The following is a 12,770-nucleotide window of genomic DNA, read 5'->3' as shown; positions in this document are numbered from 1 at the left end:
CAGGCATGCCCCCCGCGCACCGGACCGCCGGAGTCCCCGGCGGCCGCCGGGTCAGATCCGGCCGGCCGTCTCCCGCTCGCGCTCGCCGATCGACTCGGGGCCGTGGTCGGGCATCGCGCCGTGACCGGGCCACCACGCCTTCTTGCCGAGCAGCGCGGTGATGGACGGGGTGAAGAACATCGCCATCACGAAGGCCGCCAGCGCGATGCCGATCGACAGGGCGAAGCCCAGCTCGGCGAAGAGCACGTTGCCCGCCAGCATGAAGGTCGCGAAGGACGCCGCCAGGATGAAGCCGGCCGCCGCGACGGTCGGACCGGCGTGGCGCAGCGCCTCCTCGGCCGCCTTGCGCGGGCTGCGGCCCTCGCGGGCCTCCTCCCGCAGGCGGGCGATGATCAGGATGTTGTAGTCGGTGCCGATCGCCACCACGAACAGGTAGATGAAGATCGGCAGCATGAACATCAGACCGGGCTCGGAGCCGATCTTGAGGAACGCCACCGTGGTGGCGCCCAGGGTCGCCGCGAAGCCGAGGCCGACCGAGGCCATCAGGTACCAGGGCGCGACCACGCTGCGCAGCTGGAGGCCCAGGATCAGCAGGATCAGCAGACCCGCCACCGGGAAGACCAGCTTGTAGTCGTGGGTCATCGCCAGGTTGATGTCCTTGTACACCGACGAGGTGCCGCCGACCAGCGCCTCGGTGCCGCTGGGGGCGGCGGGGTGCGCGGTGGAGCGCAGCTCGGTGATCGTGTCGATCGCCTCGTTGCTGGCCGCCGAGTCCTTCAGCGTCACCTTGAAGTCGGCGGTGGTGCCGTCCTGGCTGATCTTCTGCTCGGCGTCGACGCTGGCGACACCGGGCACCTGGCCCAGCTTGGCACCGAAGCCCTCCAGGACGCCGGTGTCGAGCTTGCCGCCGTCCTTGGTGGCGGTGGTCAGGAAGACGTGGGTCGGGTCGGCCGCGCCCTGGGAGCCGCCCTTCATCATGGTGTCCATGACGACCATGGACTCCTTGTCCTTCGGCATCATGCTCTTGGCCATGTCGAAGGTGCCCTGGTAGCCGAGGCCGGCCAGCGAGAGGACCACCAGCAGGCCGCCGGAGAGCACCGCGACCAGGCCGGGGCGGCGGCCGACGGTCTTGCCCAGCTTGTGGAAGCGGGCGCCCTTGGGCTCCTCCATCCACTTCTTGCCGGGCCAGAAGGTGGCCTTGGTCGGGACGACGGCGAGCAGCGCCGGAGTCAGGGTGAGCGAGGCCAGCGCGGTCACGATGACCGAGATGGCCAGCGCCGGGCCGAGCGCGGTGAACATGCCCAGTTCGGAGAGGATCAGCACGGCGAAGGCGACGGTGACCGCGCCGGCCGCCGAGGCGATCGCCTCGCCGACCCGGGCGACGCCGTTGGCCACGGCCGACTTGCGGTCGTCGCCGGCCCGCAGCCGCTCGCGGTAGCGGAACATCAGGAACAGGAAGTAGTCGGTGCCGACGCCGAGGATCACCACGATCTGGATCGCGGAGGCGATCGGCGAGCTCTTCAGGTCGAACAGCTTGGTGACGAAGGCGATCAGGCCGCTGGCGGCGATCATCGGGAGCAGCGAGAGCAGCACCGGCAGCCAGCCGACCAGCACGCCGCGGAAGATCACGCCGACGATGACCACGATCAGCACCACGGTGGCGACCATGGTGATCGCGTCGGTGGCGCTGGAGGACTCCTTCTGATCCAGGGCCATCGCGGCCTGGCCGCCGACCTGGTACTTCAGCGCGGTGCCCTCGGCGAGCTTCTTGCCCTCGGTGCGCAGGCCCTTGGCGGCGTCGCCGTACTCGTCGGTCTGCATCTTGGTCTTGTCGATGGAGACCATGCCCATCCCGTAGCGGCCGTCCGCCGAGATGGTGTGCGTCTGCGCGGAGGGCGCGATGACCTGCTCGACCAGCGGGAGGTGCTTGTCGGCCAGCCCCTGGCTGATCTTGGTGATGTCGGCCTTGTCGGCGTCGGTCAGCGTGCCGCCGTCGGTGCGCTCGAACAGCAGGATGGCGCCCGGCGTGAACTCCGCCGGGAACTTCTCCTCCTGGAGGGCCGCGGCCCGGATCGACTCGTAGTGCTTCGGCAGGAACTCCGACTCGTCGGTCGAAGCACTCATCTTGGGGGCGAAGGCCGCCAAGCCGATGGAAGCGATCACCCAGGCGATGATCACCCACCACGCCCGCTTGACGACGAAGTGTCCAAGTCGGTGGAACATGCTCGAAATGCCTCCTGGGCATGGTTCACCGCCGCCGGGGGACGGGGACCGGGCAACGGCTCTGACCGGCGCGCGGGCCCCAGCGGGCCTAGCCGGTCGGCAGGTAAGGACTAGCGAGCATCCTACGGGACCTTACTTGCCGACCGGCAAGTGGGTTTCGCTTCTGCCCCCTAGGGGCGGCCACGGAGCCTGCCCCGCTCCATCCTCACCCGGCGGCGGGCCTCCTCACCTCGTGCTCCGGGTGGAGATCGCTCCCCCTCAGGGTGGACACCGCGCCGCCCCCAAGGAGGAGACCCCGACCCCGGGGGTGGGGTTAACCCCCTACTCCCCCCTGGGGGCAGGTCCAGGAGAAAGCCGGTGACTAGCCGGATGGTTCGTCAGGGCGCGCTTTTCTAGCGTGTGTTGTGCCGCCGGAGCCCGCTCCGGCGGCCCACTGACCGGGGCGGCCACGGCCGTCCGACACCCCTGGGGGAACCAGCAGTGAAGCAGGGAATCGCCGCCACCATGGGCGCCTGGAGCGCCCGCCACCGAAAGACCGCGGTCTTCGGCTGGCTCCTGTTCGTCGTCCTCGTCTCCTTCCTCGGCGGCATGCACGGCTCGGAGAAGGTCACCGAGTCGGAGTCGCTGCCCGGCCAGACCTCCCGGGCCGCCAGGATCCTGGACGACGCGGGCCTGAAGTCCCCGGCCGGCGAGACCGTGCTGGTCCAGAGCGCCGGCCTGACGGCCGACGACCCAGCCTTCCGGTCCACCGTCGAGCAGGTCTCGGCCGCCGTCCGGGCCACCGGCCGCACCAGCGAGCCGCTCAGCCCGTACGACAGCGGCGCGGTCTCCGCGGACCGGCACTCGGTGCTGCTGCAGTTCACCGTCAACGGGGACGACCACGAGGCCGCCGTCGCCAACGTGCCCGCCGTGATGGACGCGGTGGAGGGGGCGAAGAAGCAGCACACCGGCTTCGTGATCGAGGAGTACGGCGAGGCCAGCAGCGGCAAGTGGTTCGCCGACCAGTTCAAGGACGACTTCATGCGCGCCGAGTGGACGGCCGTGCCGCTCGCCCTGGGCATCCTGCTGATCGCCTTCGGGGCCGTGGTCGCCGCCGTGCTGCCGGTGGTCCTGGCGATCACCGCCTTCGTCGCCGCCGGCGGCCTGGTCGCCCTCGCCTCCGGCGTGCTGCACACCAGCGACAACGCCAGCTCGATGATGCTGCTGGTCGGCCTCGCCGTCGGCGTCGACTACTGCCTGTTCTACCTGCGCCGGGAGCGCGAGGAGCGGGCCGCCGGCCGCGACCACGCCACCGCGCTGCGGATCGCCGCCGCCACCAGCGGCCGGGCCGTCCTGGTCTCCGGCATCACCGTGGTGGTCGCCATGGCCGGCATGTTCCTCACCGGCATGGCCGACTTCCGGTCGATGGCCTTCGCCACCATCGTGGTCGTGATCACCGCCGTGCTCGGCTCGCTGACGGTGCTGCCCGCCCTGCTCTCGATGCTGGGCGACAAGGTCGAGAAGGGCCGGCTGCCCTTCCTGCGCCGCCGGCAGCGGAGCGTCGGGGACGGCAGCCGGTTCTGGAACGCGGTGCTCACCCCGGTGCTGCGCCGCCCGCTGGCCGCCGCCGTGCTCGCCACCGGCGTGCTGCTGGCGATCGCCGCCCCGCTGCTGACCATGCACACCGCGAACCTGACCTTCCAGCAGGAGCTGCCCAAGGGCAACGCCCTGGTCGCCACCTCCCAGCGGGTCGAGGCCGCCTTCCCCGGCACCCCCTCCCCCGCCACCGTCGTGGTCAAGGCCCGGGACATCACCTCCCCCGAGATGACCGCGGCCCTCGCCGACCTGCAGTCCCGCGCCCTCGCCACCGGCAGGATGCACGGCCCCACCGAACTGAAGGTGCACGCCGAGCAGAACGTCGCGACGGTGGACATCCCGCTCTACGGCAGCGGCAACGACGCGACCTCGGTCGCCGCGCTGAAGGCCCTGCGCGAGGAGGTCGTGCCCGCCACGGTCGGCAGGGTGCCCGGCACCGAGGCCCCGGTCACCGGCAGCACCGCCGGGTCGGTCGACTTCAACAAGCAGATGTCGGGCTCGCTGCTGCCGGTCTTCGGCTTCGTGGTCGCCTTCGCCTTCCTGCTGATGCTGCTCTCCTTCCGCTCGCTGACGGTCGCGCTGACCGCCGTCCTGCTCAACCTGCTCTCCATCGGCGCGGCCTACGGCGTGCTCGCGCTGGTCTTCCAGCACGGCGTCGGCGCCTCGCTGATCGGCACCGCGGGCGTCGGCGCGGTCGAGAGCTGGATCCCGCTGTTCCTCTTCGTGATCCTCTTCGGCCTCTCGATGGACTACCACGTCTTCGTGGTCTCCCGGATCAAGGAGGCCCGGGACCGCGGCCTGGGCACCGGGGCCGCCGTCGCCCACGGCATCCGCACCACCGCCGGCGTGGTCACCAGCGCCGCGGTCATCATGGTCGGCGTCTTCGCGGTCTTCGGCACGCTCTCCATGCAGTCCATGAAGCAGATGGGCGTGGGCCTGGCGGTCGCCGTCCTGATCGACGCCACGGTGATCCGCGCCGTGCTGCTCCCCGCCGTGATGACCCTGCTCGGCGAGAAGAACTGGTACCTCCCGAGCTGGCTGCACTGGCTCCCCCGGATCGAGGCCGAGGGCCCGGTCGGCGAGCCGGCCGGGGAGGGCCCCGCCCTGCTGCCCGCCGGAGCCCGCCACTGAGGCGCTGTCCGGCGGCGGGGGCGGGGCCCGGGGCACGGCGGTTCCCCGGGCCCCGCCTGCACGCCCCGCCGGGGATCCCCCCGACAATGAACGGGTGATCTTCGACGAACCGAGGGCGCTGGCCCTCCTGCAGGAAGCGTGCGCCCCGGCCGGGATCGACCCGGCCGGGGCCGCGCTGCTCGCGCTGGGGCAGAACGCCGTCTTCGAGCTGCCCGCCGAGGGGCTGGTGGCCAAGGTCGGCCGCACTCCCGGGGGCGCCGCCCGGGCCGAGCGCGAACTCGCACTGGCCCGCTGGCTGGACGGCGCCGGGGTGCCGGTGGTGCGCCCGGCCGGCCCCGGCGTGCGGGTGGTGCGCGAGCACCCCGTGACCTGGTGGCACCGGCTGGCCCCGGCCGTCCGCCCGGCCCGGCCGGTCGACCTGGCGCCGCTGCTGACCGCGCTGCACGCGCTGGGTCCGGCGCCCGTCCCGCTCGGGCGGCGCGACCTGCTGGCCCCGGTGGACGACTGGCTGGCCGCCGCCGAGGGGCACGTCGACCCCGCCGACACGGCCTTCCTCCGTGTCCGGAAAGAGACCTTTGTCACCGAGATCGCCGGATTGTCCCCGGTGCTGCCGCCCGGCCCGATCCACGGCGACGCGCTGCCGCGCAACGTGCACGTCACCCCGGACGGCCCGGTGCTGCTCGACCTCGAGTACATGGCCTCGGACCTGCGCGAGCACGACCTGGTGGTGCTGGCGCTCAGTCAGGACCGCTACGGCGTACCGGCCGAGGAGGTCGCCGCGTTCGACGCGGCCTACGGGTGGGACGTCCGCGACTGGCCGGGGTTTGCGGTGCTGCGCGGGGCGCGGGAGACCGCGAGCGCCGCGTGGGTCGCCCAGCAGGCGGCCGGGAACCCGGCCGCGGCGGCCGAGTTCCGTCGCCGGGTGGACTCGCTGCGTGACGGAGCCACGGCAGTACGCTGGTTCGCGTTCTGACCGCTCAACTCCCGTTCTGCCCGCTTCCGTCCGACGGCCGCCCCCGCGCGGCGCGGCACCCGCCGCCCGCCCTGTGACGCGGCCCACAACCGGACGGAACCACCCCGCTCGTGCCTGGCGTCGTACCGGACGCCCCGCCCCCAGGCGGCCGGTACGACGTCAGGAGTCGCCCCATGGTGAAGGCCCGCATACCCGCCCCCCGACGTTCCCTGCTGTTCGGCGCCTCCGCGCTGCTCGGCACCTCGGCCCTGCTGGTGGCCTGCGGCGCGCAGGGCTCCCCCACCGCCGCGGGGGACGCCGCGCACCGCTCGGCGACGCCGAGCGCGAGCAGCACCGGCGCGGCGGGCGGCAGCCCCTCGGTGGCGGCCCGGCCGACCCCGGGCGACGACGCGGGCTCCACCGCGCCCGCCGACGACGCTCCCGCGCCGTCCGCGAGCCGTTCCTCCGCCGCGCCGTCCGCCTCCCCCTACGCCTCCCCGTCCGCCCCGCGGACGACCGCCCCCGCCCGGCCGAGCCCGAGCGGCACGCCCACCGCCTCCGCCCCGGCCACCCACGCGCCGGCCACCCACGTGCTGCGGCACACCGCCTCGGGCGGCCGGACGGTGGCGCTGACCTTCGACGACGGACCGGGCCCGGCCACCGGCCAGGTGCTCGACCTGCTGGCGCAGTACGGCGCCAAGGCGACGTTCTGCGAGATCGGCGACAACGCGAAGACCCGCCCGGCGGCGGTGCAGCGGATCCTCGCCGAGGGCCACCGGCTGTGCGACCACACCGTGGACCACCCGCAGCCGATGCACGCCCAGACCCACGAGCAGCAGGTCGCGGAGATCCGCGACGCCAAGGCGGACATCGAGCGGGCCGCGGGCAACCACCCGGAGATCACCTGGTGGCGCGCCCCGGGCGGCGACTTCACCGCGGAGAACGAGCGGATCGGCGCCGACCTGGGGATGAAGTCGCTGGGCTGGACGGTCGACCCGCGCGACTGGTCGCGTCCGGGCGTGCAGGCGATCGTCTCCAACGTGCAGCAGAACCTCCGGCCGGGCGGGGTGGTGCTGATGCACGACGGCGGCGGCGACCGCAGCCAGACGGTGGCGGCGCTCAAGCAGCTGCTGCCGTGGATGGTCGCCCAGGGCTACACCTTCGACTTCCCGCAGTCCTGACCGGCCGGCCCCCGGCGGGCCCCGGGCGGCGCGCTCAGGAGGCGGCCTTCAGCGGCCAGCGCGGGTCGACCACGGCCGCCGGGTCCTTGCGGCGCAGCCAGCTCTGCAGGTCGGCGGCCCAGCTGCGGTACCAGTCGACCTGCCGCCGGTGCAGTTCGTCCAGCGGCAGGTCGCCGGCCTGGGCCGGGTACCGGTGGCCGAGGGCGACGGCGACCCGGACGGCGGCCAGCGCGTCGCTGCCCGCCTCGTGCGCGTCGCGCAGCTCGACGCCGTAGACCTCGCAGACCCGCTGCAGGGTGCGCGAGCCCTTGCGGTACTTGTCCAGGGCGCGGTCGACGACCATCGCGTCGACGACCGGGCCGACCGGGCCGCCGAGGCGCTCGGCCAGCGTGGGCAGGCCGTGGCGGCGCAGCTCGGCGTCGAGCAGGGAGAGGTCGAAGGGGGCGTTGAAGGCGACCACCGGCCGGCCGGCGGCGAGCCGCTCGGCCAGGGCGGCGGCGATCTCCTCGATCGCGGCCGCGGCGGGGCGGCCGTTCGCGCGGGCCTCGGCGTCGGTGATGCCGTGGATGGCGGCGGCCTCGGCGGGTATCGGCACGCCCGGGTCGAGCAGCCAGGTGGTGGCGCCCTGCACGCCGCCGCCGAGGGTGTCGACCACGGCGGCGGTGACGATCCGTGACTCCTCCGGGTCGGTGCCGGTGGTCTCCAGGTCGAAACCGGTGAGCGGCCCCTTCCACCAGGTCATGGGGTGTGTCCTTCCGTCAGCACTGCCAAGGTGCGTCCATCATCGCGCGCCGCAGTGACAGCGCCCGCGGCACGTCTGCCCCCGGGACGGACGGGCACTCCGGTCAGGACACCGGCCGGGAGTCGCCCCACAGGCCCTCGAACTCCTCCCGGTAGACCTCCAGCAGCCCGGGTTCGGTGCCGCCGGCCTCCTGCCCGGCGCCGCCGCGCAGCACCAGCACGGGCGACTCGATGCCGCGCGCCTTGCGCAGGTAGGGCTGGACGACGCCGAGGTCGGTGGAGCTCCGCCGCCCGCCGGCGCCGGTGGTGCGCTGGCCCTCGACCAGGTACGCGGTGAACCGGGGCAGTTCGTCGAACACCCGGATCTCGAAGCTGCCCTGGTCGCGCAGCCGGGCCCGCACCCGCCGCACGTGCATGATGTTCATCTCCACGGCGCGGCCCAACTCGCCGCGCCCGATGCCCAGTTCGCGTTCGCGCCGGCGCACCGCGCTGCTGGCCGGGTTGAGGAACAGCAGCCGCACCCGGCAGCCCTCGGAGGCGAGCTTGACCAGCCGCTTGCCGGTGTAGTTCTGGCAGAGCATGCCCAGGCCGATGCCGACCGCGTCCAGGCGCCGGGCGCCGTCGAGCAGGTCCTCGACCGGCAGGTCGCGCTGGAGGCGGACCCGGTCGGGGTGGACGGCGACCACGTCGGCGTACCGCCCGGCCACCAGTTCCTCGACCACGTCGGCGGGGACGCCGCCGTGCGCGCCGTCGAGCAGGGCGAGCAGCCGAGCAGCGGCCCGCTCGGTCTGGTCGAGGACGGTCTGCGACAGGGCCCGGTTGCGGGAGACCACGTGCCGGGCGACCTCCAGCTCGTCCAGGGCCAGTTCGACCTCCCGGCGGTCCACCAGGTGCGGTTCGAAGCACGGCCAGTGCTGCACCATCAGCTCGCGCAGCTGCGGCAGGGTGAGGAAGACCAGCGGGTCGTCGTCCAGCGGGTCGAGCAGGTAGCCCTTGCGGCGGGAGACCTCGCGGACGGCGGCGGCCCGGTGCACCCACTCCTCGCCGGCCGGGCCGGCCGCGGCGGTGACCCACTCCTCGCCGTGCGCGGGCGCGTACACCGGGCGCAGCACCTCGTCGACCAGGGCGCGCATCCGCTGCTCGACCAGGTTGAGCCAGACGTAGGCGCGGCCGGCCAGCCGGACCCTCCGGTAGGCGTCGTCCCACTGCTCGGCGGCCCAGGCGGGCGGCATGCCCTCGAGCGGGCCGGCCTGCGGGGGCAGCGGGCCGCGGCCGCCGCGGACGATCAGCGTGGGGGCCTCGCTGCTCCCGGCCCGCGGGTCCGTGCCGTCGCCGCCGGCGGGGAACCCCATCCGCTACCTCACCTCTCGTCCGCCGCCCTGCGGGTGGCGGTGCGTCCGCTGTTTCGCTCCACCGCGGCGGCGCTGGTCGCACGCCGCACGGGCCCGGGGATCGCGGTCCGGACGATCAAGGGTATCGCCCGCCGCCGCCGGGCCGCAGCCCTCTTGACAGCAAGCGGGACGGCCCCCGACGGTCCGTCACCGCCCGGTCGCGCCACGCCGACGGGCCGGGCCCCCGGGACACCCGTTCGGGCGAACCACGCGCGGATGGACGAGGAGTTCGGGCCGCCGCCGGGGAGTATGCGAATGTGCCGTGCGTCACCCCGCTGCCGCCCCGCACATGGCCGGGCGCTCCGCCGGGAATCCCCCGGAGGAGCGCCAGTTCGCGTCTGGCACAAGGAAGTTGAGGACTCATGCAGGTCTGGCCGGGGAAACCGTACCCGCTCGGCGCCACCTACGACGGGGCGGGCACCAACTTCGCCGTGTTCTCCGAGAGCGCGCACCGGATCGAGCTCTGCCTGATCGCCGAGGACGGCACCGAGACGGTGGTCGAGCTCCGCGAGACCGACGCCTTCGTCCGGCACGCCTACCTCCCCGGCGTGCAGCCCGGCCAGCGCTACGGCTTCCGCGTGCACGGCCCCTACCAGCCGGGCCTGGGCCAGCGGCACAACGCCTCGAAGCTGCTGCTCGACCCGTACGCGAAGGCGATGAGCGGGAACATCGACTGGGACGAGTCGGTGTACGGCTACCACTTCGGCGCGCCCGAGCGCCGCAACGACCTGGACTCGGCGCCGCACACCATGCACTCGGTGGTGATCAACCCGTACTTCGACTGGGGCACCGACCGGCCGCCGCGCACCGACTACCACCGCACCGTCCTCTACGAGGCGCACGTCAAGGGCCTGACCAGGCGGCACCCGGGCATCCCGGAGGAGATCCGCGGCACCTACGCGGGCCTGGCACACCCGGCGGTGATCGAGCACCTGGCCAAGCTGGGCGTGACCGCGATCGAGCTGATGCCGGTGCACCAGTTCGTCCGCGACCACCGGCTGCGCGACCTGGGGCTGTCCAACTACTGGGGCTACAACACGGTCGGCTTCTTCGCCCCGCACTCCTCGTACTCCTCCACCGGCGACCGCGGCCAGCAGGTGCAGGAGTTCAAGTCGATGGTGAAGGCGCTGCACGCGGCCGGGATCGAGGTGATCCTCGACGTGGTCTACAACCACACCGCCGAGGGCAACCACCTGGGCCCGACGCTCTCCTTCCGCGGCCTGGACAACGCCTCCTACTACCGGCTCGCCAAGGACCAGCGCTTCTACGAGGACACCACCGGCACCGGCAACTCGCTGCTGATGCGCAGCCCGCACGTGCTCCAGATGATCATGGACTCGCTGCGCTACTGGGTCACCGAGATGCACGTCGACGGCTTCCGCTTCGACCTGGCCGCCACGCTGGCCCGGCAGTTCCACGAGGTCGACCGGCTCTCCTCGTTCTTCGACCTCGTCCAGCAGGACCCGGTGGTCTCCCAGGCCAAGCTGATCGCCGAACCCTGGGACCTCGGCGAGGGCGGCTACCAGGTCGGCAACTTCCCGCCGCTGTGGACCGAGTGGAACGGCAAGTACCGGGACACCGTCCGCGACTTCTGGCGCGGCGAACCCGCGACGCTCGCCGAGTTCGGCTCCCGGCTGACCGGCTCCTCCGACCTCTACCAGGACGACGGCCGCCGCCCGATCGCCTCCATCAACTTCGTCACCTGCCACGACGGCTTCACCCTGCGCGACCTGGTCTCCTACAACGACAAGCACAACGAGGCCAACCACGAGGACAACCGGGACGGCGAGTCGCACAACCGCTCCTGGAACTGCGGCGCCGAGGGCGACACCACCGACCCGGCCGTCCTGGAGCTGCGGGCGCGCCAGCAGCGCAACTTCATCGCCACCCTGATGCTCTCCCAGGGCGTCCCGATGCTCTGCCACGGCGACGAGGCCGGACGCACCCAGCGCGGCAACAACAACGCCTACTGCCAGGACTCCGAGCTCACCTGGGTCGACTGGGCCGGCACCGACACCGCCCTGCTGGAGTTCACCCAGGGCATGATCTGGCTGCGCCGCGACCACCCGGTCTTCCGCCGCCGCCGCTTCTTCCACGGCCGCCCGGTCTCCGGCACCCACGACGACCTCACCGACATCGCCTGGTTCACCCCGGCCGGCGAGGAGATGACCAAGCGGGACTGGTCCACCACCTACGCCAAGTCGCTGACCGTCTTCCTCAACGGCAACGCCATCTCCGAACCCGACCGCCGCGGCGGCAAGATCGTCGACGACTCCTTCCTGCTGATGTTCAACGCCCACTTCGAACCGCTCACCTTCACCGTCCCCGCCGACCACGGCGAAGCCTGGCAACTCGTCGTCGACACCTCCCTCCCCACCCTCCCCCCGCCCGGCACCGGCCCCCGCATCAAGGCCGGCGACACCCTGCGCCTGCCGGACCGCGCCCTGGTGGTCCTCCAGCGCCCCGCGTAGGGACGAACCAGGGGCTCGGGGAACGGCGAGCCCGGGTCTGCTGACGGTTCACTGCCGGAGCGCGCATCTGCTTCCGGTTCCGTTCAAGACACGCAGCAGCACGAACACTCCGATGGGCTCCGGCCGTCAGCAGCACGGACCCGCCGTTCCCCGGGCCCCTGGTGGTGCATGCCTACTCGTCTGCCGACAGTTCCCCGGGCCCCTGGTGTGGGTACTCCCTCTGCAATGCAGAACCGCAGATCAGAGGGGGTACGAAGTGTCTCGTCGGTGGTTGGTGACCGGGTGTTCGTCGGGGTTGGGGCTGGCGCTCGCGCGGGCGGTGGTGGCGGGCGGGGACAGGATCGTGGCGACCAGCCGGGGGGCCTCGCCGCTGGACGCGCTGGCGGCGGAGTTCCCGGGGCAGGTGGTGCCGGCCCGGCTGGAGCTGCGCAGCGCGGCGGACTGCGCGGCGGTGGTGGAGCTGGCGTGCGAGCGCCTCGGCGGGGTGGACGTGCTGGTGAACAACGCCGGGGTGGGCCTGTTCGGGGCGGTGGAGGAGGTCTCGGACGCGGAGCTGCGCGAGCAGCTGGAGGTGCTGCTGGTGGCGCCGTGGCGGCTGGCCCGGCTGGTGCTGCCGGTGATGCGGGCGCAGGGCGGCGGCCACGTGGTGAACGTCTCCTCGGTGGGCGGCCGGATGGCGTTCCCGGGGCTGGGGGCGTACGTGGCGGGGAAGTTCGCGCTGGAGGGGATGAGCCTGGCGCTGGCGGCGGAGGCCGCGCCGTCCGGGGTGCGGGTGACGGTGGTGGAGCCGGGCGGGTTCGCCACCTCGTACGGGAGTTCGCTGGCCGAGACGGCGGTGAAGCTGCCGGAGTACGGGGCGACGCTGGAGCCGATGCACCGGGCGCTGCGCGGCATGGCGGGGGACGCCGAGCTGAACCGGCCGGAGGCGTTCGCGCAGTTGGTGCTGCGGGCCGTCGCGGCGGAGGAGGGTCCGGTGCGGGTGCCGGTGGGGCCGGACGCGTACGCGATGGTGGAGGCCGCGCTGACCGGTGCGGCGGCGGAGCTGGCGGCGGCCCGCGCGCTGGCGGGCGAGGAGGTGGCGGAGCCCGATCCGGTGTGAGCGCGG

General features: G+C 73.2%; 8 protein-coding genes. 5 read left to right on the top strand and 3 right to left on the bottom strand.

Annotated elements, in window-relative coordinates; translation table 11 throughout:
• Positions 1-51: 51 nt before the first annotated feature.
• On the bottom strand, positions 52-2,223 hold the full coding sequence (locus ACFUEL_RS04995) for an MMPL family transporter (protein ID WP_380234585.1): 2,172 nt from the start codon (positions 2,221-2,223) through the stop codon (positions 52-54).
• Positions 2,224-2,727: 504 nt separating this feature from the next.
• Here ACFUEL_RS04995 and ACFUEL_RS04990 point away from each other — a divergent pair.
• From ACFUEL_RS04990 to ACFUEL_RS04980, 3 genes are all read left to right on the top strand, one after another.
• Complete coding sequence (locus ACFUEL_RS04990) at positions 2,728-4,929, top strand: MMPL family transporter (protein WP_380234588.1); 2,202 nt, start codon at positions 2,728-2,730, stop codon at positions 4,927-4,929.
• A gap of 94 nt (positions 4,930-5,023) precedes the next feature.
• A complete protein-coding gene (locus ACFUEL_RS04985) occupies positions 5,024-5,902 on the top strand; it encodes a phosphotransferase enzyme family protein (RefSeq protein ID WP_380234583.1) in 879 nt (292 codons plus the stop codon).
• Positions 5,903-6,075: 173 nt separating this feature from the next.
• On the top strand, positions 6,076-7,062 hold the full coding sequence (locus tag ACFUEL_RS04980; RefSeq protein ID WP_380234582.1) for a polysaccharide deacetylase family protein: 987 nt from the start codon (positions 6,076-6,078) through the stop codon (positions 7,060-7,062).
• 34 nt (positions 7,063-7,096) lie between these two features.
• Here the strand turns inward: ACFUEL_RS04980 and ACFUEL_RS04975 are convergent, their stop codons facing one another.
• Positions 7,097-7,804: an exonuclease domain-containing protein gene (locus ACFUEL_RS04975; protein ID WP_380234581.1), complete on the bottom strand. Its 708-nt coding sequence runs from the start codon at positions 7,802-7,804 to the stop codon at positions 7,097-7,099.
• A 103-nt stretch (positions 7,805-7,907) separates the two neighbouring features.
• Positions 7,908-9,155, bottom strand: coding sequence for an SAV2148 family HEPN domain-containing protein (locus tag ACFUEL_RS04970; protein WP_380234580.1), 1,248 nt, complete (start codon positions 9,153-9,155; stop codon positions 7,908-7,910).
• Positions 9,156-9,556: 401 nt separating this feature from the next.
• Here ACFUEL_RS04970 and glgX point away from each other — a divergent pair, with 401 nt between their 5' ends.
• Entirely contained in the window at positions 9,557-11,665 is a 2,109-nt protein-coding gene (glgX, locus tag ACFUEL_RS04965) for a glycogen debranching protein GlgX (RefSeq protein WP_380234579.1), read from the top strand.
• A 205-nt stretch (positions 11,666-11,870) separates the two neighbouring features.
• A complete protein-coding gene (locus ACFUEL_RS04960) occupies positions 11,871-12,764 on the top strand; it encodes an SDR family oxidoreductase (protein WP_380234578.1) in 894 nt (297 codons plus the stop codon).
• The last annotated feature ends 6 nt before the right edge of the window (positions 12,765-12,770 follow it).

Origin of the sequence: Kitasatospora sp. NPDC057198 (assembly GCF_042670125.1) — a bacterium.
Lineage (GTDB): Bacteria > Actinomycetota > Actinomycetes > Streptomycetales > Streptomycetaceae > Kitasatospora.
The sequence above is the reverse complement of the archived record's forward strand: the minus strand, read 5'-3'. Positions and strand labels throughout refer to the sequence as shown.

Coding starts and splice junctions, on each gene's coding strand:
- ACFUEL_RS04975 (WP_380234581.1), bottom strand. CDS start 7,804: ATGACCTGGTGGAAGGGGCCGCTCACCGGTTTCGACCTGGAGACCACC.
- glgX (WP_380234579.1), top strand. CDS start 9,557: ATGCAGGTCTGGCCGGGGAAACCGTACCCGCTCGGCGCCACCTACGAC.
- ACFUEL_RS04990 (WP_380234588.1), top strand. CDS start 2,728: ATGGGCGCCTGGAGCGCCCGCCACCGAAAGACCGCGGTCTTCGGCTGG.
- ACFUEL_RS04995 (WP_380234585.1), bottom strand. CDS start 2,223: ATGTTCCACCGACTTGGACACTTCGTCGTCAAGCGGGCGTGGTGGGTG.
- ACFUEL_RS04980 (WP_380234582.1), top strand. CDS start 6,076: ATGGTGAAGGCCCGCATACCCGCCCCCCGACGTTCCCTGCTGTTCGGC.
- ACFUEL_RS04970 (WP_380234580.1), bottom strand. CDS start 9,155: ATGGGGTTCCCCGCCGGCGGCGACGGCACGGACCCGCGGGCCGGGAGC.